Below are 22,225 nucleotides of genomic sequence, written 5' to 3' on the forward strand. Positions count from 1 at the left end.
TTCTGGGGGTGTTCCGCATCACGCATTGAGTTGCGCATAGCGCAACAGCCTCTGGAGGCGCCCCATGGCCACCGTTCCCAGCACCGCGCAGGTCGTCGTCATCGGCGCGGGCATCGTCGGCAACAGCCTCGTGCACCACCTCGCCAGGCTCGGCTGGCGCGACATCGTCCAGATCGACAAGGGGCCGCTCCCCAACCCGGGGGGCTCAACCGGCCACGCCTCGAACTTCATCTTCCCCGTCGACCACTCCCGGGAGATCACGGACCTGACGCTCGACTCCGTGCGGCAGTACGAGGAGATGGGCGTGTTCACCCGGTCCGGCGGCTTCGAGATCGCCCGCACCGAGGAGCGGATGGAGGAGCTGCGGCGCCGGATGTCGAGCGCGCGCGCCTGGGGCATCGAGGCGCACCTCGTCGAGCCGGACTTCGTCAAGGAGAAGGTTCCCTTCATCGAGACCGACCAGTTCATCGGCGCCTTCTGGACGCCGTCGGTGGGAGTCGTCGACTCGCTCCGTGCCGGCACGATCATGCGGGAGCGGGCCTTCGAGGCCGGCGCGCTGACGACCGTTCCCAACGTCGAGGTGCTCGGCCTCGACACCGAGGAGCGGCCCGACGGGCGCCGCCGCATCACCCGCGTCCGGACCAGCGCGGGCGACATCGAGACCGGCGCCGTCGTCATCGCGTGCGGCGTGTGGAGCCCCAAGATCGGCGACATGGCGGGCGTCTCCATCCCGCTGACGCCCGCGGTCCACCAGATGATCAGCGTCGGGCCCTGCGCGCAGCTCGCCGAGCGTGAGGGCGAGATCAGCTTCCCGATCATCCGCGACATGGACTCGTTCTGCTACGAGCGGCAGCACGGCGCCGACATGGAGGTCGGCTCCTACGCCCACCGGGCGATCCTCCACGAGCCGGAGGACATCCCGTCGATCGAGCAGGCCAAGCTGTCGCCCACCGAGATGCCCTTCACCTCCGACGACTTCGACCCGCAGCTCGAGACGGCGTACGAGCTGATGCCCGAGCTGCTCGGTGCCGAGGGCGCCGAGATGCGCTACGCCATCAACGGCCTGCTCTCGCTCACCTGCGACGGCAGTCCGATCCTCGGCGAGAGCGCGGTCAAGGGCCTGTGGACCGCGGCCGCGGTGTGGATCAAGGAGGGGCCCGGCGTCGGCCGCGCCGTCGCCGAGTGGATGACCCAGGGCTGGTCGGAGATCGACGTCTCCCACAGCGACATCGCGCGGTTCCACCAGCACCAGATGCGGCGCGAGCACACCAGGCTCCGCACCACCGAGTCGTTCATCAAGACCTACGGGATCATCCACCCTTCCGAGCAGTACGAGTCCGACCGCGACCAGCGACTGGCCCCCATGCACGAGTCCCAGAAGAAGCTCGGGGCCTTCTTCTACGAGACCGCCGGCTGGGAGCGCCCGCACTGGTACGAGTCCAACGCCGGCCTGCTCGAGGAGTACGGCGACCGGGTGATGCCGCGCGAGCACGAGTGGGACTCGCGCTGGTGGAGCCCGATCATCAACGCCGAGCACCTGCGGATGCGTGAAGCGGCCGGCGTCATCGACCTCACGGCGTTCGCGATCTTCGACATCGAGGGCCCCGACGCGCTCGACAGCGTGCAGCGCACCTGCGTCGCCCAGTGCGACGTGGCGGTCGGCAAGGTCGTCTACACGCCGGTGCTCGACGCCCGCGGCGGCTTCCGCTCCGACCTCACGGTGATGCGCCTCGCGGAGGACCGGTTCCGGGTCGTCACCGGCGGCGCGCACGGCATGGCCGACCGGCAGTGGTTCGCCGACCACCTGCCCGAGGACGGCCGCACGACGCTGACCGACCGGACCGACGAGGTCTCCACCATCGGGCTCTGGGGGCCGCGCGCCCGCGACATCCTCTCCGGCCTCACCGACGCCGACGTCTCGGACGGCGGCTTCGGGTTCCTCACCTGCCGCGAGGTCACGGTCCGCGGCGCGAGCGGGCGCGACCTGACCGTCCTGGCCTCCCGCATCTCCTACGTCGGCGAGCTGGGCTGGGAGCTCTACGTCGCCATGGGCGACGCCGCCGACCTGTGGGAGACGCTGCTCGAGGCGGGCGCCTCGCACGGCGCGGTCCCGGTCGGTATCGGCGTCTACGGCACCACCGGCCGCATCGAGAAGGGCTACCGGGCGTTCGGGTTCGAGCTCGACAGCGAGCGGACCATCGTCGAGGCGGGCATGCAGCGACCGAAGGTGAAGACGGCCGACTTCACGGGGCGCGAGGCCTACCTGCGCCAGCGCGAGGAGGCGCCCAGGACGGTGCTGTGCACGATGACCGTCGACGACCACACCTCGGCCGACGGCACGAAGCGCTACATGCTCGGCGGCGAGCCGATCGTCCGTCGCGACGGGAGCACCCTCACCGACGGGCACGGCCACCACCCGTACGTCACCACCGCCGGGTCGGCGCCGTCGCTGGGCAAGCACGTGCTGATGGCCTACCTGCCGCCCGAGGAGGCGATGGTCGGCAACGAGCTCGCGGTCTCCTACATGGAGCAGCTCTACCCGGTCACCATCGGCTCGGTGGACGCGACGCCGCTGCTCGACCCGGCCAACGAGCGGATCCGCTGATGGTCTCGACGGGCTCGACCGGCGTGAATGTCCTGGTCTGCGTGAAGCGGGTGCCGGACTCCTCCAGCGAGGTGGTCCTCACCGAGGACGGCCAGGCCGTCGACGGGCGGTACGCCGGCTTCACCATGAGTGCCCACGAGGAGTGCGCGGTCGAGCTCGCGGTGCAGGTGGCGACGGCGACCGGCGGCGAGGCGACGGTGCTGACGCTCGGGGACGCCGACGCGGTGGAGCAGCTGCGCGCCGCGCTCGCAGTCGGCTGCACGGCGGCGACCCACGTGGTGGCCGACCCGCAGCGGTTCGGCCCGGCCGACGTCGCGCGCGAGATCGCCGCCGTCGTCCGGGCGCACGAGGCCGAGGGCCGCAGCCACGACCTGGTGCTGCTCGGCAACGACGCCGCCGACAGCGGCGACTTCCAGGTCGGGATCCGGCTGTCCTACGCGCTCGGGCGGCCGGTCGTGAACGGCGCGAAGTCGCTCGAGGTCGCCGACGGAGCGGTGACCGCCCACGCGGACGGGACCGAGGGGCACGAGACCTACCGGGTGCCGCTGCCTGCCGTCGTGACCGTGCTGGAGGGCGGCGTCTCGCCGCGCTACCCGACGGTCCCGGGCCGGATGAAGGCCAAGAGGGTGCCCGTGGAGGAGCGGACCCCGGCCCGCGAGCCGGTGGGGCCGGCACGCGAGCGGCTGCTGCTGCCGCCCCCCGCCCCCAGCGACGTGCAGGTGCTCGGCAAGGGAGCGGAGGCCGCGCCGGCGGTCGTCGACGTGCTCGAGCAGCTGGGGGTGCTGGCGCGATGATCCTGGTGCTCGTGGAGAAGGACCTCGCCGGCCTCGCCGTCGAGGTCTCGCGGGAGACGCTGACTTTCGCCCGGTCCCTGTCCGGGGCCGGCGGCGGGGTCCCGGTCGACGTCGTCGTCGTCGGCGAGGTGTCCGACGGCCTGCGCGACCAGCTCGCGGCCCAGGGCGTCCGGCACGTCCACCGGCTGACCGGTGCCGCCTTCGACGCCTACGGCGGCGCCACCTGGGCCGCCGGCGTCGAGTCCGTGCTGGCCGGCACCGGCTCGGTCGTGGTGACCGCCGCCGGGACGCCGCGCGGCAACGAGGTGCTCGCCCACCTGGCCGCGCGCGCGGACGTGGCGATGGCGGCCAACGTGCTGTCCTTCGGCGGCCTCGCGCCGTTCGTGGTGACCCGCCAGGTCGTCGGCGGCCAGGCGATGGAGGAGATGCGGCTGTCCGACCGGCCGGCGGTCTTCTCCGTGGCCGGCCACGCGGTCGAGGCAGCCGCGGCGGCGGTCCCGGGGCCGGCCGAGGTGGTCGAGCACGCCCCGGAGGTGGCCGAGCGGGACCTGGTCGCACGGGTGGCCTCCAGCGAGGAGCCCGAGCCCGACCTGTCCGGCAGCCTCAAGTCCGCGAAGGTGGTCATCGGGGCCGGCCGCGGCGCCGGCAGCGCCGAGGGCTTCGACGACCTCCTCGAGCTCACCGACCTGCTCGGCGGCCAGCTGGGGGTCTCGCGCGTCGTGACCTCCCTCGGCTGGCGGCCGCACCACGAGCAGGTCGGGCAGACCGGCAGCCGGATCTCGCCCGACCTCTACATCCCGTGCGGCATCAGCGGGGCGATCCAGCACTGGGCGGGCTGCTCGAGCGCGAAGGCGATCCTGGCGATCAACACCGACGCCGAGGCGCCGATGGTCACCCGCGCGACGTACGCCGTGATCGGCGACCTGCACGAGGTGGTGCCGGCGATCAACGCAGAGATCCGCCGCCGCAAGGGGGGCTGACCTACCCTGTCGCTGTGCAGGGGACCGGGCCCGTGAGCGGGCGGACGAGGCGGAGCAGCCGGGGGGCGGGTCGCGCCCTCGCGGTCACCGTCGCGCTGCTGGCAGCCGCCTGCGGCGGCGCCGACGCCGGCCCGGACGCGGCGCCGACATCGCCCGCGAGCACAACCCCCGTGGCGCCGTCGGAGTCTGCCGATCCCTCCGCCACCGCCGCGCCGTCCCCGAGCCCGGCGGTGGTCGACGCGGAGCACGCCGTGGACCCGCCCGGTCCGCTCGAGGACCGCCTCTACGCCGCCGACCTGCTGATCTTCAACGAGGACCCGCTCGAGCCGGGGATGGTCAGGCGCATCAAGCGGATCAAGGGCATCGCCGCCGTCGAGGTGATGGGCCTGGCGAACGTCACCATCGAGAACCGCGCGATCAACGTGGCGGCGGTCGACCCCGCGACGTACCGCCGGTTCACGCCCGCCAACTCCGCCCAGCTCCAGGAGGCCTGGGACCGGGTGGCAGGGGGCGAGCTCGCGATCACGCCGCGGCTCGGCCGCCGGCTCGAGGACGAGGACGGCCTGGTCCGGCTGGGCGCCGACAAGGACGCGCCCACGGTCCACATCGGCGCCTACGCCCCGCAGGCCACCCAGGTCGACGTCGTCCTCAACGAGAAGTGGGCCGAGGAGCTAGGGATGGAGCTCGGCAACGCCGTGCTGCTCTCCACCGACGAGGTCGCCCCGGACGCCGTGCGCAAGCCGCTGCAGCGCATCGTCGGCGAGGACGCCTCGGTCCAGCGCCTCGACGTGGTCGCCCGCTTCGGCCTAGACACCAGCGTCCAGCAGACCGCGGTGCTCACGGGCGGCTCGGTCGCGCAGGTCATCGGCACCTTCAACTACCGGGTCCTCGGGGGCGGCAGGATCGCGCCCGAGCCGTCGTGGGTGGCGAGCCACATCGAGAGCCGGGTGATGCCGATCATCGGCCCGATGACCTGCAACAAGGCGATGTTCCCCCAGCTGGAGGCCGCCCTGCGCGAGGTCGTGGAGCGCGGCCTGGCCGACGAGCTCAACCCCGGCGAGTACGCCGGGTGCTACTACCCGCGCTTCATCGCCGGCACCACCAAGCTGTCGAACCACTCGTTCGGCACCGCCATGGACTTCAACGTGCCCGGCAACCAGCGCGGCACCGTCGGCGAGATGGACCGGACCGTGGTGGCGATCTTCAAGAAGTGGGGCTTCGCCTGGGGCGGTGACTGGAAGTACACCGACCCCATGCACTTCGAGATGAACGCGGTGGTCTCGCCCCGCTGAGCGGGCCCCTCCTGCGCGCCTCCCCGGATTCCGGGCCTCCACGTCGTCTACTGAACCGGTTGGTGCCGGTCGGGGGGAGGTCGACAGGAGGGGACAGGCATGACGATGTGGCAGGCACACGACAGGCTGGGAGCAGGCGCGGGGGGCGCCGAGCCGGCCGCGCTGGTGGCCGACCGGTTGCAGCGCACGGTGCTCGACCAGGTGATGCGGGTGAGCTACTCGCTCGCCGGGGCGGTGGGCGCGGGGTCCGACTCCCGCACCACGGTGCGGATCGCCGACGCCATCGAGCAGCTCGACGGGGTGGCCCGCGAGCTGCTCGACGTGATCGTCGACCTGCGCACGGAGGGGGAGCGCTAGCCTCCGGGGCATGCGCGCCGTCCAGGTCACTGACACGTCCACCGGCCCGGCCGGGGTGCGGGTCGTCGAGATCGACGCCCCCGTCCCCGGCGACGACGAAGTGCTCGTGGAGGTCCACCGCGTCGGGGTCTCCTTCCCCGACCTGCTGCTGAGCAGGGGGGCCTACCAGCTGCGGCCGGAGCCGCCGTTCACGCTCGGGGTCGACTTCGCCGGCACGGTCGTGAGCGGCCCCGAGGGCTACCGCGCCGGGGAGCGGGTCGCCGGTGTGCTGCCGTACGGCGGGGCGGCCGAGCTGGTCGTGGCGCCGCCGATGGCGGTGTTCCCGCTGCCGGACGAGACCTCCTTCGACGAGGCGGCGGCGCTGCCGATGAACTACCTCACCGCCCACTTCGCGCTGCTCGAGCGCGGCGGGCTGCGGGCCGGCGAGACGGTCCTCGTGCACGGCGCCGCCGGCGGCGTCGGCACCGCCACCCTCCAGGTGGCCAAGGGCTTCGACGCCCGCACCATCGCCGTCGTCAGCACCGAGGAGAAGGCGAAGCTGGCGCTCGCCGCGGGCGCCGACGAGGTCGTGCTCCTCGACGGCTTCCGGGACCGCGTCCTGAAGCTGACCGACGGCGAGGGCGTCGACCTCGTGCTCGACGTGGTGGGCGGCGAGGTCTTCACCGACTCGCTGCGCTGCCTCGCCCCGCAGGGACGGCTGCTGGTCGTCGGCTTCGCCGCCGGCCAGGGAATCCCCGAGGTCAAGGTCAACCGACTGCTGCTGAACAACACCGACGTCCGCGGCGTCGGCTGGGGCGCCTACGCGATGGCGCGGCCGGGCTACATGCACGAGCAGTGGGACGCGCTGCTGCCGCTGATCGCGGCGGGAGTGGTGCGCCCCCCGATCGGCGCGACGTACGCCCTCGAGGACTTCGGGACGGCGCTCGCCGACATGGAGGCGCGGCGCACCCTGGGCAAGTCCGTGGTGCGGGTCCGAGACGTAGGGTGATCCGCGTGACCATCCTCGACGACGCCCAGCCGGGCATGAACCCCGACATCCGTCCCCAGGACGACCTGTTCGGCCACGTGAACGGCCGCTGGCTCGACGAGACCGAGATCCCCTCGGACCGGTCGAGCTGGGGCCCCTTCGTGCAGCTCGCCGACGCGGCCGAGCAGCAGGTGCGCGAGATCATCGAGGGCCTCGCCGCCGCCGACCCCGACACGCTCGACGAGGACGCCCGCAAGATCGGCGACCTCTACGCCTCGTTCATGGCCGAGGACCGGGTCAACGCTCTCGGCCTCGCGCCCGTGCAGCCGCAGATCGACGCGGTCGCCGCGCTGCGCGACGTCCGGGACCTCGCGGCGTTCCTCGGCGAGCTCGAGCGGATCGGTGGCTACGGCCTGTTCGGCTCCTACATCAGCACCGACGACCGCAACTCCGACCGGTACCTCTTCCACCTGGTGCAGGGCGGCCTCGGCCTGCCCGACGAGTCCTACTACCGCGAGGACAAGTTCGCCGAGGTGCGCGAGAAGTACGTCGCCTATCTCACGGAGCTCTTCGCCCTGGCCGGGCACGAGTCGCCGGAGGCGGCAGCCCACACCGTCCTCGAGGTCGACACCCGGCTGGCGAAGGGCCACTGGGAGCGCGCGGAGACCCGCGACGTCCAGAAGACCTACAACCTGATGACGGCCGGCGAGCTCAAGGAGCTGTGCCCGTCGTTCGACTGGGACGCCTACGTCACCAACCTCGGCGGCTCCGTCGAGACGATCGCCGAGAGCTGCGTCCGCCAGCCGTCCTACTTCGCCCACCTCTCGACGGTGCTCGACGAGGTTCCGCTCGGGGACTGGAAGGAGTGGCTGCTCTTCCACGTACTCCGCTCCGCGGCGCCGTACCTCACCGACGACTTCGTCGCCGTGAACTTCGACTTCTACGGCCGCACCCTCAACGGCACGCCGGAGCTGCGGGCCCGGTGGAAGCGCGGCGTCACGCTGGTCGAGGGCGCGATCGGCGAGGCCGTCGGCAAGGAGTACGTCGCCCGGCACTTCCCGCCGGACTCCAAGGCCAAGATGGACGAGCTGGTCGCCAACCTGCTGGAGGCCTACCGGCAGTCCATCGCCGCCCTCGACTGGATGACCGAGGAGACCAAGCAGCGGGCCTACGAGAAGCTCGCGACCTTCCGGCCCAAGATCGGCTACCCCGAGAAGTTCCGCGACTACTCCGCGCTGCGGGTGAGCCCCGAGGACCTGCTCGGCAACGTCGCGGCCGCGTCGGCGTTCGAGACCGACCGCGAGCTGCGCAAGATCGGGTCGCCGGTCGACCGCGACGAGTGGTTCATGCTGCCGCAGACGGTGAACGCCTACTACAACCCCGGCACCAACGAGATCTGCTTCCCCGCCGGCATCCTCCAGAAGCCGTTCTTCAGCCCCGACGCCCACCCGGCCGAGAACTACGGCGGCATCGGCGCCGTCATCGGCCACGAGATCGGCCACGGCTTCGACGACCAGGGGGCGCAGTACGACGGCGCCGGCAACCTCAACGACTGGTGGACGCCCGACGACAAGGCCGCCTTCGAGGTGAAGTCGAAGGCGCTCATCGAGCAGTACGACGCGTTCGAGCCCCGCGCCCTCCCCGGCGAGCGGGTCAACGGCGCGCTGACCGTCGGCGAGAACATCGGCGACCTCGGCGGCCTCACCATCGGCCACATGGCCTACGTCATCTCCCAGGGCGGCGAGGCCGACGAGGAGTCGCGCCGGCGGCTCTTCATGAACTGGGCCTACTGCTGGCGCACCAAGCGCCGCAAGGAGCAGGAGCAGCAGTACCTCACCATCGACCCGCACAGCCCGCCGGAGTTCCGCGCCAACATCGTGCGCAACCTCGACGAGTTCCACGAGGTCTTCGGGACGCAGGAGGGCGATGGCCTGTGGCTCGACCCCGAGCTCCGGGTCCGGATCTGGTGACCCGGCGATGACGCAGGTGACCGCGGAGATCGACCTCGGGGGCGGCGTCCTCGTCGGGTTCGACGGCTCGTCGACCTCGGCCGAGGCGGTGCGCTGGGGCGCGCGCTACGCCCAGCGGTTCGGCTGCCGCCTCCACGTCGTGCGGTGCTGGAGCATCTCGTCGGCACCCCGGCCGCCGAGCGCCAGCGTCGGCTACGTGCCGTCGCTGGCCGAGTTCGAGGAGGCCGTGTCGGACCGGCTGCGGCTCGACGTCGAGGGGCTCGGGCTCCCGGACGACGTCGACGTGGCGCACCACGTCCTCCACGGCGCGGCCGGCAGGCGGCTGATCGAGGCCAGTGCGACCGCGGACCTGCTCGTCGTGGGTGCCCGCGGCGAGGGCGGCTTCCACGGGCTGCGGTTCGGCTCCACCGCCGACCAGGTCGTGCGGCACGCGTCGTGCCCGGTGGTCGTCGTCCCGCCGGACGCCGGCGAGGGCGCTGATGGTGCGCCCACGGACCCGGACAGCCGGCTGGGCATCTAGCCCCGGCCTTCGGCCTCCTGCTGGTCGTCCACCCGCTTCCTGATCCGCCCCATTCCGGGCAGCTTCGCGAGCATCTCGTTGAGCTCGCGGGAGGTGTCGAGGAGGTCGTGGAGGTCGGGCGCGACCGTGGTGAGCGAGTTGAGGACCGGGATGACGTCGGTCTCCATCTTGGCCGCCAGCAGTGGCAGCTGGTCGATCAGCGCCACCATGGCGTCGACCTCGCGCGGGTCGGTCGTCTCCGCCAGCCGGTCCAGGGTCGGCTGCAGGGCCGTCAGTGACGGCTCGAACCGCTCGATGAGGGCGTCGGCCCGCTGCCGGGTGGTGTCGGTGGCGGCCACCACCTCGTCCGCGGCCGCGCGGGTGGCCTCGATCCGGTCCACCAGCCCGTCGATGCGGCCGAGCAGCTCCTCGCCGGCCGCCATCACCCGCCCGGCGGAGGCCACGAGCTCCTCGGCCGTCCCGAGCAACCCGGTCACGCGCTCGACGAGCTGGACCCCGTCACGCAGCAGGTCGCGGGGGTCGGGCAGGGGCGGCAGGCGCATGGGCCCACGCTACTGGCCGGACGCCCGCCGGGCCCTCAGCGTTCGCAGGCCGTGGCGTCCTCCACGTTCCGGCACCGGTCGCGACCCGGCCCGCCGCCCGCGGCGTCGCGGCCCGCGCCGCCGTCGATCCGGTCGTTGCCGGCGCCGCCCGACAGGTGGTCCGCGCCGCGCCCCGACCCCAGGTCGTCGTCGCCGGGCCCGCCGGTCAGGTACTGCCGACCCGGACCAGAGCGCAGGTGGTCGTCGCCCCGGCCACCGGTCAGCTCGGCGAGCTCCCCGCCGAGGTAGAAGAGCCGGTCGGCGCCGGGTCCACCGTCGAGGAGGAGGTCGGCGCCTCCGCCGTCGTACCAGACCCGGTCGCGCCCCGCGCCGGCGTGCACGAGCCCCGCCCCGCAGACGCGGTCATGGCCGCCGAGGGCGTGCACCTCCGAGCCGGCGTCGGCCAGGATCACGTCGTCGCCCTCCGTCCCGACGACGTAGCCGGTCCGCACGATGGTGGGCTCCTCGCCGAAGCAGGTGCGGCTGGTGGCGTCGGCCGGCGCCCCGGGAAGCAGGGCGAAGAGGCCGAGCACGAGGCCGGCCGGCAGGCCGAGGACGAGTATGGAACGGGCGTCAGGCATGAGCGTCTCCCCCGAGATGCGGCAGTGGTGTCGTAGGGGAGACGGTGCGGACGGCAGAAAGGTTGCCCGGACGGGCGAGGAGTCGGCGTGCGCTGGTAGACAGGCACGATGACGACCACGACCCCGTTGCCCGACGTCCGCGAGGTCCGCGCCCAGGCCGAGGAGCGGCTGCGCGCGCTGGTCGGCCGCGACGACGCATCGCTGCGCGAGGACCAGTGGACGGCCATCGAGGCGCTCGTGGTCGACCGGCGGCGGGCGCTGGTGGTGCAGCGCACCGGCTGGGGGAAGTCCGCGGTCTACTTCGTGGCCACCGCGCTGCTGCGGGCCGCCGGCGCCGGCCCCACCGTGATCGTCTCGCCGCTGCTCGCGCTGATGCGCAACCAGATCGCGGCGGCAGAGAGGGCCGGCATCCGCGCCGTGACCATCAACTCCACCAACATCGAGCAGTGGGACCCGATCCAGGAGTCGGTCCGCGCCGGCGAGGTCGACGTGCTCCTCGTCAGCCCGGAGCGGCTCAACAACCCGGGCTTCCGCGACGAGGTCCTGCCGCGACTGGCCGCCACCTGCGGCCTGCTCGTGGTCGACGAGGCCCACTGCATCTCCGACTGGGGCCACGACTTCAGGCCCGACTACCGCCGGATCCGGACCCTGCTCGGCGAGCTCCCCGACGGCATCCCCGTGCTGGCCACGACCGCGACCGCCAACCAGCGGGTGACCGACGACGTCGCCGAGCAGCTCCGTGAGGGGGTGCTCGTGCAGCGTGGTTCGCTCGACCGGCAGTCGCTGCGGCTCGGCGTCGTCCGGCTCCGGACCGCCGAGCAGCGGCTGGCGTGGCTGGCCGACCACCTCGCCGAGCAGCCGGGCAGCGGCATCGTCTACTGCCTGACCGTCGCCGCGACCCAGGAGATCGCCGACTACCTGCGCAGCCGCGGCCACCAGGTCGCGGCGTACTCCGGCCAGACCGAGCAGACCGAGCGACTCGCGCTCGAGGAGGACCTGCTGGCCGGCCGCGTCAAGGCGCTGGTCGCCACGAGCGCGCTCGGCATGGGCTTCGACGCCAGCCTCGGCTTCGTCGTCAACATGGGGGCGCCGTCGTCGCCGGTCGCCTACTACCAGCAGATCGGCCGCGCCGGCCGCGGCACCGACGACGCCAGCGTGGTGCTGCTCCCGGCCGTCGAGGACAAGGACATCTGGAGCTACTTCGCCAGCCTGGCGTTCCCCCGCGAGGAGCTCGTGCGCCAGACGCTCGCCGCGCTCGAGGAGGCGGGTTCCCCGCTGAGCACGGCCGCGCTGGAGACCCACGTCGAGCTCAACCGGACCCGCCTCGAGACCATGCTCAAGGTGCTCGACGTCGACGGCGCCGTACGCCGGGTCCGCGGCGGCTGGGAGGCCACCGGACGGCCGTGGGTCTATGACGCGGACCGCTTCGCGCGGGTCGCCGAGGCCCGCGAGCGCGAGCAGCGTGCGATGCTCGACTACCTCGACACCGACCGCTGCCGGATGCGCTACCTGCGCGAGCAGCTCGACGACCCCCACGCCGCCGACTGCGGGCGCTGCGACAACTGCGGCGGGCTCACCCTGTCCGTGGAGGTCTCCGAGGAGTCGGTGGGCGAGGCGGCCGCGCGGCTGGCCCGCCCCGGCGTGCCGCTCGAGCCGCGCCGGATGTGGCCGACCGCGTTGGCCAACCTCGGCGTGGACCTGCGGGGCAAGATCAGCGACGGCGCCGAGGAGGGGCGCGCCGTGGCGCGGCTGACCGACCTCGGGCACGGACCGGCGCTGCGGCGGCTGCTGACCGGAGACGCCCCCGACGGCCCGGTCCCGGTGCCGGTCGTCCAGGCCGTCGTCGAGGTGCTGCGCGACTGGCGGCCCGAGGTCGACGGGATCGCGGTGGTCGAGTCGGCCACCCGGCCGACGCTCACCGAGGACCTCGCCGCGGGGCTGTCCCGCTTCCTGCGGGTGCCGGTCGTGGGCCGCTGGGCGATCGCCGACCCGGACGTCGCGCCGGGCCAGGGGGCCGCCAACTCCGCGCAGCGGGTCGCCGCGGTCGGCCGCCGTTCCCGCCTCGTGCTCGACGAGGCCGCAGGGGACGCCGACGGGCTGGCCGGCCGCTCCGTGCTTCTGGTCGACGACCTGGTCGTGACCGGCTGGACGCTGACCCTCGCCGCCCGCGCGCTGCGCCGGGCCGGCGCGGGACGCGTGCTGCCGCTCGCGCTGGGAGTCTCCGGCTAGGGTCAGGCCATCGAGGGCTCGGTGCTCTCCTCGGCGGTCAGCGGCTTGGCGATGTTCTCCAGCGACCGCTGCTCCGCCCGGACGCCGAGCACGGAGGCGACGAGGCCGCCGGCCACCATGAGCGCGGCGCCGATGTAGTAGCCGAGCGCGATCGCGGGGATGCCCTGGCCGCCGTCCACGGCGTCCTGGATGAGCTTGCCGAACAGCAGCGGCCCGGCGATGCCGCCGGCTGCGGTGCCGATCGCGTAGAAGAAGGCGATGCACAGCGCCCGGGTCTCCATCGGGAAGACCTCGCTCGCCGTCAGGTAGGCGGCGCTGGCGCCGGCGCTGGCGAAGAAGAAGATGATGCAGCCCATCAACGTCAGGGTGACCGCGTCGAACGAGCCGAGCATCAGACCGGTGATGCCGAGCAGGACGCCCGAGGTGACGTAGGTGCCGGTGAGCATCCGCACCCGGCCGACCGTGTCGAACAGCGGGCCGAGGGTCAGGGCGCCGGCGAAGTTCGAGAGCGCGAAGACCGCGATGTACCAGCCGACCTGCTCGACGCCCATGAACGACGTCAGGGTGTCGCCGTAGGTGAAGAAGAATGCGTTGTAGAGGAACGCCTGGCCGATGAAGAGCGCGATGCAGAGCGCCGTGCGACGCGGGTAGAGGGTGAACACGGTGCGAGCGATCAGGCCGAGGCCGATCGTGCGTCGCTGCCGGATGGTGATGGTGTCGGTGACCTCCGGGAGCGACCCGGCGTCCTGGCGCACCTGCTCCTCGATGTCGCGGACGATCCGCTCGCCCTCGTCCTCGCGGCCGTGGATGAAGAGCCACCGCGGCGACTCGGGCACGTGCCGCCGCACGATCAGGATGCCCACCGCCAGGATGGCGCCGAGGCCGAAGGCGATCCGCCAGCCCCAGGCGGGGTCGACCATCGTCGGGTCGAGCAGCGGGATGGTCAGCAGCGCGCCGCCGGCGGCGCCGACCCAGAACGAGCCGTTGATCGCCACGTCGACCCGGCCGCGGTACTTCGCTGGGATGAGCTCGTCGATGGCGGAGTTGATCGCGGCGTACTCGCCGCCGATCCCGGCGCCGGTGAGGAAGCGGCACGCGAAGTACCACATCGGGTTCATCGAGAAGGCGGTCAGCACGGTCGCGACGGTGTAGACGCCGAGGGTGATCAGGAACAGCTTCTTGCGGCCGAACCGGTCGGTGAGCTGGCCGAAGAACAGCGCGCCGAGACAGGCGCCGGTGACGTAGACCGCCCCCGCGAGCCCGACCTGGAAGGACGTCAGCCCCAGGCCAGGGCCCTCCGGCTTGAGCGCCGCCGACATCGACCCGACGATCGTGACCTCGAGACCGTCGAGGATCCACACGGTCCCGAGCCCGACCACGACCATCCAGTGCCACCGGCTCCACGGCAGCCGGTCGAGCCGGGCCGGGATGTCGGTGGTGATGCGTCCGGTCTCGACTGCCTCCCCCATGGCCGCCTCCTCAGGCTGGGTCGGGGCACCCCCTGCGCCCGCGACGTGCCGGGTCCAGTACCCGGGACGACCCGCGGCCAAACGCGGTCCGGCGGCTGCCGATCAGGGGTGCCGGTCAGGCGTCCCGGGCCTCGTCGACCACCCGGGCGGCGAGGTCGCGGAGCTTGATGTTGTGCTGCTGGCTCTCCTCCCGCAGCGCGACGAAGGCCTCCTCGGGGCCGTAGCCGTGGCGGGCCACCAGGACACCCTTGGCCTGCTCGATCACCGGCCGTGTCTCGAGGGCCCGCCGGAGGTTGACCGCCTCCCTCTCGAGCACCTCGACCCGGGCCATCCGGTCGAGGACCTGGCCGGCGGTGAACGCGGCCACGTCGACCAGCGACTGGTCGAGGCCCGCGAAGGCGTCGGGGTCGCAGGAGTAGGCGTTGATCACCCCGACCGTGGCGCCGGCCGCCTCGACCGGCACCGCCAGCACGCTCAGCAGCGCGTCGGGCCTGGCCAGGTCCGTCAGCGCGGGCCAGCGGGGGTCCGCTGCGAGGTTCCCCGTCACCACCAGCTCGTCGGTCTCCCACGCCGACTGGCACGGCCCCTCGCGCGCCTGCACCTGCAGCCCGTCGTAGTGCTGCGCCCGCTGGCTCGTCGAGTCGACCGCGTGGGGGGAGACCGGCGGCCCGACGGTCAGGCTGAGGTCGGTCGCCGGCTCGAGCAGCCGCAGCAGCGGTGCGGCGGGGCCCGGGGCGGGTCGGGTCACGGGCCGCCCCCGTCCGCCTCGGGGAGGTAGGGCATGCCGGCGACGTCGAGGACGTGCTGCGCGGCGCTGCCCATCGGTGCCACCAGGTCCACGCTCGTGCCGTGCTGCGCCGCCCGCTTCTGGGCCTCCAGAAGCGCCAGCACCGCGGCGCTCGCGAGGTGGGTGACCTGGGTGAGGTCGACGGTCGCGGACTGCACCCCGGCGGAGGTGCTCTCGAGCAGGGCGGCGCGCAGCCCGTCGACGTTGTCCCAGTCGAGCGGCCCGCCGGCGACGAGCCGGCCCGGGTCGCTGTGGAGGACCCGGGCCCCGGGCGGCCCGGGCGGCGCCGTGGTGCGGCGCCCGGCCGGGGTGCGCAGCAGCTGCGCCTCCCGCGCGGCCGCGCGCTCCAGGGTGACGGTGGTCCCGTGCTCGGCGTCGCCGCGGTCCACCGACATCCGGTCGACCAGTCCCCCTGCCAGGGCCAGGCCGCGGCCGGAGTCGGCGGCGTCGTGCCAGGCGCCACCGTCGCGGACCGTCAGCCTGACCACGGCGTCCCGCGTGAGCTCGCCCCGCACGGCGACGGCCGGGGCGCCCGGGTCCGGCTCGGTGCCGGTGTAGGCGTGGTGGACCGCGTTGGCGACGATCTCGGTCGTCGCGTGGACGATGGCGCGCGCGTCGATCCGGCGTACGCCGAGCGTGGTCAGCCACATCGTGACCTCGTCCCGGGCCAGCGTGACGCTGGAGGGGTCGGCGGGCAGGTCGAGCTCCAGCGGCTGCGGCGGGTCGACGAGCCCCGCGGTGAGCAGCGTGACGTCGTCGCGCCGGCCGGTGCGGGTGACCAGCTGCTCGAGGACCTCCAGCGCCGGCCGGTCCGGGTCGTCGAGGTCGGCGGGCCACGGGCGGTGGGCGAACGCCTGCCCGGCGACCTGCCCGAGCTCGATCGTCGCTTCGCTGCTGGTGCGACCGGGGCGCTCGATGATGCCGTCGCTGTAGAGGACCAGCAGCTCGTCGGGGCCGATGCGGGCGTGGGCGCTGCGCCGGACGCCGGCCAGCGCGAGCGGCCGGGAGCCGCTCGGGTCGAGGTAGCGGAAGTCGCCGCGCCGGTCGACCACGAGCGGCGGCGGGTGGCCTGCGGTGAGGTACTCGACCTCGCCGCTGCGCAGGTCCAGGCTCGCGACGCAGACGGTGGCGCCGGCCGCGTCCGGCAGGTCGGCGGCGTACCGGTCGAGGGCGGTGAGTGCCTCGGCCACCGAGGCCCCGCTCGCCAGTCGCTCGTGCAGCACGGACTGCAGCCGCCCCATCACCGAGGCGGCGGCAACGCCGTGCCCGACGCAGTCGCCGACCACGAGGGCGACCCGGTCGTCGGCGAGCCGGACGACGTCGAACCAGTCGCCGCCGGCCGGCGAACCCTCGTCCGCGAGCAGGTAGTGGGCCGCGACCTGGAGGCCCGGGAGCACGGGCAGCGTCAGCGGGAGCAGCGCGTCGTGCAGGGCGGTCACCACCCCCTGCTCCTGCTCCACCACCGCCTCGGCGGCGGCGCGCGCATGCCGCTCCGCTTCCGCCCGCCGACGGGCGGTCGCGTCGTGACCGTAGCCGAGGACCCCGCGGACGGAGCCGTCCGGGCGACGCCACGGCCGCAGCTCGACGTCGAGCAGGATGTCGCGCGCCTCGGCGTCCGCCGCGCCAGCGACCAGGCCCGTCTCCTGGAAAGGCCGGCCGTCGCGCAGCACCTGGTCGCAAGCCCGCCAGAGCCAGTCGGACCGCGACCCCGGGAGCAACCGGCGTCCCGGGGTGCCCAGCGGACGGGGACCCAGGCTGGCCCGGGCCCGGTCGTTGGCGGCCACGACGACGTGCTCGGGGCCGTCGAGGGCCACGAGCAGGAAGGGGCTGTGGTCGTAGCCCGCCAGGGCAGCGGCGGGGTCGCCGCGGTCGATCTCCGGTCGTGCCATGTCGGGGCCTCACGTCGGTGGTGCGTGGATGGTGCAGGGCGGTCCGGGACGTGCGGGTGGCGTGCTGCGGCCTCGTACCCCCGAAAGGATGTTTTGAACCTCACCGGCCGGGTAGTAGCGTCAAGGACGGTGTGTCTCCCACGCCCCACTCGCTGCAACCAGTCGGCGGGACCGCTCGGAGCTTTCGGGAGGCTTCATGAGCACGTCCCCCACGGTCTTTGCGCCCGATTCCGAGGTCATCGACTCCTCGACCGGCGACGAGACCGACACCCCTACCACCACCACCAGCCAGCCGGCTCCGGTCGCCCGCCGCGGCCGGGACTCCGTCCTGTCACGCCGCGAGCGGCGCGAGCGCACCTCCGAGGCGCTGGCCGCGGCCGCGGAGGCCGACGGCGAGCAACGACGCGCCCTCCTCGACGAGGTGGTGCGCCTGAACATGGGCGTCGCACGCAGCGTCTCGAGCCGTTACGCCAACCGTGGCATCGACGAGGACGACCTGCTGCAGGTCGCCTACATGGCGCTGACCCGCGCCGCCCGCGACTTCGACCCGTCGCGCCACGACGACTTCCTCTCCTACGCCGTCCCCACGATGCGGGGCGAGCTGAAGAAGCACTTCCGGGACCAGGGGTGGACGGTCCGGCCGCCGCGCCGCGTCCAGGAGACGCAGGCGAAGATCACCCGCGCCGAGGGGGAGCTGCTGCAGCGCCTCGGCCGCTCGCCGCTGCCCTCCGAGATCGCTGCCCACCTCGACGTCCCCATCGACGACGTCATCGAGGCCCTCGGCGCCGACGGCTGCTTCGCGCCCGCCTCGCTCGACCGGCCGGTCGCCCGCGCCGACGGCGAGGGCACCGCGTCGCTCGCAGACTTCCTCGGTGAGGAGGACGCCACGCAGCCGGCCGCCGAGGCCCGGGTCGCGCTCGCCCCCGTCGTACGACGGCTCAAGGAGCGCGACCGCCGCATCCTCTACATGCGGTTCTTCGAGGAGCGCACGCAGCAGGAGATCGCCGACGACATCGGCGTCACCCAGATGCAGGTCTCCCGGCTGCTCACCCGCATCCTGCGCGACCTGCGCAATGACCTGGTCGACCGCGAGGGGATCGACCCCGGCCCGCACTAGGCCAGCAGGCGCTCCACGGCCGCCAGCAGCTGGGGGTCCGCCGGCTCGACGCCGGGGGCGAAGCGCGCCACGACGGTGCCGTCCCGGTCGAGGAGGAACTTCTCGAAGTTCCAGCTCACGTCGCCGGTGCGGCCTTCCTGGTCGGGGTGCCCGACGAGCTCGTGGTAGAGCTCGTGGCGGTCGTCGCCGTTGACCTCGACCTTCTCGGTCATCGGGAAGCTCACGCCGTACGTCGCGGAGCAGAACTCGGCGATCTCGTCGGGCGAGCCCGGCTCCTGTGCCCCGAACTGGTTGCACGGGACGCCGACGACCGTGAAGCCGCGGTGGCCGAGGGTCTCCTGCAGCCCCTCGAGACCGGTGTACTGCGGGGTGAGCCCGCAGCGGCTCGCGACGTTGACGAGGAGGGTCACCCGGCCCTCGGTGAGGTCGCCGAGCGTGCCCGGCGTGCCGTCGAGGCGGGCGATCTTGCAGTCCAGGGTGGTCACGTCGGGGGATGGTAGCCGGGCGCTGGTCACCGCAACGGTTACCGTCCCGACGTGAGCTTCGTCCCCGTGACCGGCCCCGCGGCCCTCCGGCCCGGCCTGCCGCCGCGCGAGGGAGTCGTGGAGTTCACCGACGGCAGCCGGTCGGTGGCGCTCCCGGTGCGCGCGGCACTGCCGGTGCTCAGCCGCGCCGCCCGTCGTGACGACGTCCACGCGTCGGTCGGCCTGCTCGCGGGCGCCGCGCTGCTGGGGCTGCGGCTGGTCGCGGCCGGCCGCTTCGAGCCCGCCGACGGCGGGTGGCGGCCGGTGCCGCTGGACGACGCCGACGAGGACCGCGTGCTCCGGCTGGCCGATCGGTGGGCCCCGGACACAGGTTCGGACACAGATTCGGGCACAGGTTCGGGCACAGGTTCGGGCAGCGGGTCCGACGCCGTGAAGGTCGTGCGCGACATGATCGCGGCAGTGGTCGACGCCATGCCCCGCAGCGCGCCCCGGAGTCAGCCCGCGGGGACCGGCGTCCCTGCCCGGCCCGGCTTCGCGGAGCGGCTGCAGGCGCGGCTGGCCACCCACGACGACCGCCCCTCCCTGGTGGGGATCGGGCTACGCGTGGAGGCGGACGAGGAGGACCTGCTGGAGGGCCGGGTCCGGCTGGTGCTGCAGGTCCACGACGAGGCCCAGCCCTGGCACGTCTGCGACGCCGCGCGGCTCTGGGAGGAGCCGGGCGCCGGCGCCAGCCACGGGTTCGGGGACCGGGCGCGGGTGCACGCCGTGGTGGCGCTGCGCGCCGCCGCCGAGGCCTGGCCGGTGCTCGACCGGCTGCTCGCCCTCCCCGTCCCCGACGAGGTCGTGCTGGACGGCGACGAGGTCGCCGACCTGCTCGAGCGCGGGGTGGCCGCGCTCGCTGCGCGCGGCTGCGACGTGCTGTGGCCCCGGTCGCTGGGGCGCGACCTGACCAGCTCGCTCGTCCTCGAGGAGGCCTCCGCGACGGGCCGGTCGCGGGGCGGTGTCCGGGAGGCCCCGCTGGTGGCGCCGGCCGCCGGCACCGAGTCGCTGTTCGCGTTCCGCTGGCAGGTCTCCCTCGGGGGCGACCCGCTCACGGAGGAGGAGATGGCGCAGCTCGCGACCGCGGCCACACCGGTCCTCCGGCTGCGGGGCGGCTGGACGGTGGTCGACCCGTCGGTCGCCCGCCGGGCGCGGCGCCGGCTGGTGCGCCGGGTGAGTGCCACCGAGGCCGTGGGGATCGCCCTCTCAGGCCTGCCGCCGGAGGACCTGGTCGACGGCGCCGACGGTCCGGCCGAGGTGGTGGTCGGTGCGAGCCTGGAGCGGTGGCGGGACCGGCTGCGCGACGCGGCCACCCGGGAGCCGGTCGAGCCGCCGGCCGCGCTGCAGGCGACGCTGCGCGACTACCAGAGGCACGGCCTGACCTGGCTCGCCGAGCTGACCGACCTCGGGCTCGGGGCCTGCCTCGCCGACGACATGGGCCTGGGCAAGACGGTCACCCTCATCGCGCTGCACCTCCACCGGCGCGAGCGCGGGCACACCGGTCCCACCCTGGTCGTCTGCCCGACCAGCCTCCTCGGCACGTGGGAGGCGGAGATCAGGCGGTTCGCTCCCGGCACCCCGGTCCGGCGCCACCACGCCTCCGAGCGCGACCTCGACGACCTCGCCGGACCGGGGGCCGGCTTCGTGCTCACCACCTACGGCACCCTGCGCCGCGACCGCGACCTGCTGGCGGCGGTCGCCTGGGACCTCGTCGTCGCCGACGAGGCCCAGCACGTGAAGAACTCGCGGACCAGCACCGCACGGGCGCTGCGCGCGCTGCCGGGCAGAGCGAGGGTGGCGCTGACCGGAACCCCGGTGGAGAACGACCTCACCGAGCTGTGGTCGATCCTCGACTGGGCGACGCCGGGCCTGCTGGGCAGCCGACAGGCCTTCCGGCGGGTCTGGGCCGCGCCGATCGAGTCCGGCCTGGTGCCGAGCCGGGCCGCGCAGTTCCGCGACCTGGTGTCGCCCTTCGTGCTGCGGCGCCGCAAGTCCGACCGGGACATCGCGCCCGAGCTGCCCCCCACGACGGAGACCGACCACGCGCTGTCGCTGACCCGGGAGCAGGCGGTGCTCTACGAGGCCTTCGTCCGCGACACGCTGGACCGCATCTCCCGCTCCGACGAGCTCGCCCGCCGCGGCCTGGTGCTCGCGCTGCTCACCGGGCTCAAGCAGATCTGCGACCACCCTGCCCTGTTCCTCAAGCAGTCGGGGGCGAAGGTCGAGGGCCGGTCGCAGAAGGTCGACCTGCTCGAGGAGCTCGTCACCACCGCCCTCGCCGAGGACGGCGCGGTGCTCGTCTTCACGCAGTACGTCGAGATGGCGCGGTTGCTGGAGCGCCGGCTGTCGCGGCTCGGGGTCGGCCACCAGCTACTCCACGGTGGCACGCCCGTGCGGGAGCGGGAGGCGATGGTGGCCCGCTTCCAGGCCGGCGAGGTGCCGGTCTTCCTGCTCTCGCTCAGGGCCGGCGGCACCGGGCTGACCCTCACGCGTGCCGACCACGTGGTCCACGTCGACCGCTGGTGGAACCCGGCCGTGGAGCAGCAGGCCACCGACCGGGCGCACCGGATCGGGCAGACCCGGCCGGTCCAGGTGCACCGGATGGTGGCCGTCGGGACGGTCGAGGAGCGGGTCGCCGAGCTGCTCGCCCGCAAGCGGGCGATCGCCGACGCGGTGCTCGGCAGCGGTCTGGAGCATGCCCTGACCGAGCTCGACGACGACGAGCTGCGCGACCTCGTGCGGCTGCGTCCCGAGGCCACGGAGGACCCGTGACCCGGGTGCTGCACCCGCGGTTCCCGCCGCGGCGAGACCCGGCCCGGGCCCGGAGCTGGTGGGGCAAGGCGTGGGTTCGCGCGGTCGAGGAGGCGGCGTACACCCCCGAGGACCTGGCCCGGGCGCGCTCCCTCGCCCGCGGCGGGCACGTCGGCGGCCTCACCACCACTCCCGGCGGAGTGCTGGCGGCGGTCGCCGACGGCGACGAGCTCTGGACCGTCGACTGCCGGCTGCCGCTGCTCGACGACGTCGCGCAGCAGGCCCTGGTCGAGGTGGTCGCGGCCGGGTCGGGCCGCGTCGCCGAGCTGCTGGCCGGCCGGCTGCCCCTGGAGCTGGTCGAGCACGCCGAGGAGGCCGGGGTCGAGCTGCTGCCGTACGGCGGCGAGCTGGAGACGAGCTGCACCTGCGACCCGTGGACCGACCCGTGCCCCCACGCCCTCGCGGTGCTCTCGCAGGTGGCGTGGCTGGTCGAGCAGGACCCGCTGGTGCTGCTGCAGCTGCGCGGGCTGCCGCGCGAGGAGCTGCTGTACCGGGTCCGCGGGGCCACGCCTCCCGCGGCCGCGGGCGAGCCGGAGGGCGACCTCGACGAGGGCGTCGACGCGGCGCTGCGGGCCGCGCGGATCCTCCGGCTGCTCGACGAGCCGGACGCAGCGGTAGACCACCTCTTCTGAGGGGTGCCGGGGGTCGCCCGGCGGTGCGACGATCGTCTGTGGGGGTCGGCGCAGTCGCGGACTGCCACACGACTGGGCTGCCACAGGACTGCCACACGGCCGAGGCACGGTGACACCGGC

General features: G+C 73.9%; 18 protein-coding genes. 12 read left to right on the forward strand and 6 right to left on the reverse strand.

Going from position 1 to position 22,225, the window contains the following annotated elements; all coding sequences use genetic code 11:
• The first annotated feature begins 64 nt into the window (after positions 1–64).
• From ACFP2E_RS02290 to ACFP2E_RS02325, 8 genes are all read left to right on the forward strand, one after another.
• A complete protein-coding gene (locus ACFP2E_RS02290) occupies positions 65–2,605 on the forward strand; it encodes an FAD-dependent oxidoreductase (RefSeq protein ID WP_378522246.1) in 2,541 nt (846 codons plus the stop codon).
• Positions 2,605–3,399: an electron transfer flavoprotein subunit beta/FixA family protein gene (locus tag ACFP2E_RS02295; RefSeq protein WP_378522247.1), complete on the forward strand. Its 795-nt coding sequence runs from the start codon at positions 2,605–2,607 to the stop codon at positions 3,397–3,399. Before ACFP2E_RS02290 ends, ACFP2E_RS02295 begins: the two co-directional genes overlap by 1 nt.
• Positions 3,396–4,379 (forward strand): electron transfer flavoprotein subunit alpha/FixB family protein, encoded by a 984-nt coding sequence (locus tag ACFP2E_RS02300; RefSeq protein WP_378522248.1) that lies wholly within the window; start codon positions 3,396–3,398, stop codon positions 4,377–4,379. The genes ACFP2E_RS02295 and ACFP2E_RS02300 overlap by 4 nt, the downstream gene beginning before the upstream one ends.
• 32 nt (positions 4,380–4,411) lie before the next feature.
• Positions 4,412–5,671 carry a M15 family metallopeptidase gene (locus tag ACFP2E_RS02305; RefSeq protein WP_378522249.1) on the forward strand — a complete coding sequence of 420 codons (1,260 nt, stop codon included), beginning with the start codon at positions 4,412–4,414 and terminating at the stop codon, positions 5,669–5,671.
• A gap of 99 nt (positions 5,672–5,770) precedes the next feature.
• Entirely contained in the window at positions 5,771–6,028 is a 258-nt protein-coding gene (locus ACFP2E_RS02310) for a hypothetical protein (protein WP_378522250.1), read from the forward strand.
• 10 nt (positions 6,029–6,038) lie between these two features.
• Positions 6,039–7,016 (forward strand): NADPH:quinone oxidoreductase family protein, encoded by a 978-nt coding sequence (locus ACFP2E_RS02315; protein ID WP_378522251.1) that lies wholly within the window; start codon positions 6,039–6,041, stop codon positions 7,014–7,016.
• Between the two features lie 5 nt (positions 7,017–7,021).
• A complete protein-coding gene (locus tag ACFP2E_RS02320; RefSeq protein ID WP_378522252.1) occupies positions 7,022–8,965 on the forward strand; it encodes a M13 family metallopeptidase in 1,944 nt (647 codons plus the stop codon).
• 7 nt (positions 8,966–8,972) lie between these two features.
• Positions 8,973–9,485, forward strand: coding sequence for a universal stress protein (locus ACFP2E_RS02325; RefSeq protein WP_378522253.1), 513 nt, complete (start codon positions 8,973–8,975; stop codon positions 9,483–9,485).
• Here ACFP2E_RS02325 and ACFP2E_RS02330 read toward each other — a convergent pair.
• Together ACFP2E_RS02330 and ACFP2E_RS02335 are read right to left on the reverse strand one after the other, a co-directional pair.
• Positions 9,482–10,027 carry a hypothetical protein gene (locus ACFP2E_RS02330; RefSeq protein ID WP_378522254.1) on the reverse strand — a complete coding sequence of 182 codons (546 nt, stop codon included), beginning with the start codon at positions 10,025–10,027 and terminating at the stop codon, positions 9,482–9,484. The two genes, ACFP2E_RS02325 and ACFP2E_RS02330, sit on opposite strands and share 4 nt — an antisense overlap.
• Positions 10,028–10,062: 35 nt before the next feature.
• Positions 10,063–10,647, reverse strand: a complete 585-nt coding sequence (locus ACFP2E_RS02335; protein WP_378522255.1) for a calcium-binding protein — start codon at positions 10,645–10,647, stop codon at positions 10,063–10,065.
• A gap of 108 nt (positions 10,648–10,755) precedes the next feature.
• Here ACFP2E_RS02335 and ACFP2E_RS02340 point away from each other — a divergent pair, with 108 nt between their 5' ends.
• Positions 10,756–12,876, forward strand: coding sequence for a RecQ family ATP-dependent DNA helicase (locus ACFP2E_RS02340; protein WP_378522256.1), 2,121 nt, complete (start codon positions 10,756–10,758; stop codon positions 12,874–12,876).
• Positions 12,877–12,878: 2 nt separating this feature from the next.
• Here ACFP2E_RS02340 and ACFP2E_RS02345 read toward each other — a convergent pair whose 3' ends face one another.
• The 3 genes from ACFP2E_RS02345 to ACFP2E_RS02355 form a co-directional block, all read right to left on the reverse strand.
• The gene (locus tag ACFP2E_RS02345; RefSeq protein WP_378522257.1) at positions 12,879–14,345 is read right to left on the reverse strand and encodes an MFS transporter; all 1,467 of its coding nucleotides are present in this window, start codon (positions 14,343–14,345) and stop codon (positions 12,879–12,881) included.
• A 115-nt stretch (positions 14,346–14,460) separates the two neighbouring features.
• Entirely contained in the window at positions 14,461–15,093 is a 633-nt protein-coding gene (locus tag ACFP2E_RS02350) for a GAF and ANTAR domain-containing protein (protein WP_378522258.1), read from the reverse strand.
• On the reverse strand, positions 15,090–17,021 hold the full coding sequence (locus tag ACFP2E_RS02355; RefSeq protein ID WP_378522259.1) for a SpoIIE family protein phosphatase: 1,932 nt from the start codon (positions 17,019–17,021) through the stop codon (positions 15,090–15,092). The genes ACFP2E_RS02350 and ACFP2E_RS02355 overlap by 4 nt, the downstream gene beginning before the upstream one ends.
• A 196-nt stretch (positions 17,022–17,217) precedes the next feature.
• On the opposite strand from ACFP2E_RS02355, the gene ACFP2E_RS02360 reads away from it, so the two are divergent.
• Complete coding sequence (locus ACFP2E_RS02360; RefSeq protein ID WP_378522260.1) at positions 17,218–18,138, forward strand: SigB/SigF/SigG family RNA polymerase sigma factor; 921 nt, start codon at positions 17,218–17,220, stop codon at positions 18,136–18,138.
• Here the strand turns inward: ACFP2E_RS02360 and ACFP2E_RS02365 are convergent.
• Positions 18,135–18,623, reverse strand: a complete 489-nt coding sequence (locus ACFP2E_RS02365; protein ID WP_378522261.1) for a glutathione peroxidase — start codon at positions 18,621–18,623, stop codon at positions 18,135–18,137. The genes ACFP2E_RS02360 and ACFP2E_RS02365 overlap by 4 nt on opposite strands.
• A gap of 51 nt (positions 18,624–18,674) precedes the next feature.
• Between ACFP2E_RS02365 and ACFP2E_RS02370 the strand changes: the two genes are divergently transcribed.
• Positions 18,675–21,434, forward strand: a complete 2,760-nt coding sequence (locus ACFP2E_RS02370; RefSeq protein WP_378522262.1) for a DEAD/DEAH box helicase — start codon at positions 18,675–18,677, stop codon at positions 21,432–21,434.
• Positions 21,431–22,105, forward strand: a complete 675-nt coding sequence (locus ACFP2E_RS02375; RefSeq protein ID WP_378522263.1) for a hypothetical protein — start codon at positions 21,431–21,433, stop codon at positions 22,103–22,105. The genes ACFP2E_RS02370 and ACFP2E_RS02375 overlap by 4 nt, the downstream gene beginning before the upstream one ends.
• Positions 22,106–22,225: the final 120 nt, after the last annotated feature.

This window comes from Nocardioides sp. GCM10027114, from assembly GCF_042659625.1.
Lineage (GTDB): Bacteria > Actinomycetota > Actinomycetes > Propionibacteriales > Nocardioidaceae > Nocardioides.

Coding starts and splice junctions, on each gene's coding strand:
- ACFP2E_RS02340 (WP_378522256.1), top strand. CDS start 10,756: ATGACGACCACGACCCCGTTGCCCGACGTCCGCGAGGTCCGCGCCCAG.
- ACFP2E_RS02290 (WP_378522246.1), top strand. CDS start 65: ATGGCCACCGTTCCCAGCACCGCGCAGGTCGTCGTCATCGGCGCGGGC.
- ACFP2E_RS02295 (WP_378522247.1), top strand. CDS start 2,605: ATGGTCTCGACGGGCTCGACCGGCGTGAATGTCCTGGTCTGCGTGAAG.
- ACFP2E_RS02335 (WP_378522255.1), bottom strand. CDS start 10,647: ATGCCTGACGCCCGTTCCATACTCGTCCTCGGCCTGCCGGCCGGCCTC.
- ACFP2E_RS02300 (WP_378522248.1), top strand. CDS start 3,396: ATGATCCTGGTGCTCGTGGAGAAGGACCTCGCCGGCCTCGCCGTCGAG.
- ACFP2E_RS02315 (WP_378522251.1), top strand. CDS start 6,039: ATGCGCGCCGTCCAGGTCACTGACACGTCCACCGGCCCGGCCGGGGTG.
- ACFP2E_RS02345 (WP_378522257.1), bottom strand. CDS start 14,345: ATGGGGGAGGCAGTCGAGACCGGACGCATCACCACCGACATCCCGGCC.
- ACFP2E_RS02360 (WP_378522260.1), top strand. CDS start 17,218: ATGAGCACGTCCCCCACGGTCTTTGCGCCCGATTCCGAGGTCATCGAC.
- ACFP2E_RS02325 (WP_378522253.1), top strand. CDS start 8,973: ATGACGCAGGTGACCGCGGAGATCGACCTCGGGGGCGGCGTCCTCGTC.
- ACFP2E_RS02355 (WP_378522259.1), bottom strand. CDS start 17,021: ATGGCACGACCGGAGATCGACCGCGGCGACCCCGCCGCTGCCCTGGCG.
- ACFP2E_RS02310 (WP_378522250.1), top strand. CDS start 5,771: ATGACGATGTGGCAGGCACACGACAGGCTGGGAGCAGGCGCGGGGGGC.
- ACFP2E_RS02330 (WP_378522254.1), bottom strand. CDS start 10,027: ATGCGCCTGCCGCCCCTGCCCGACCCCCGCGACCTGCTGCGTGACGGG.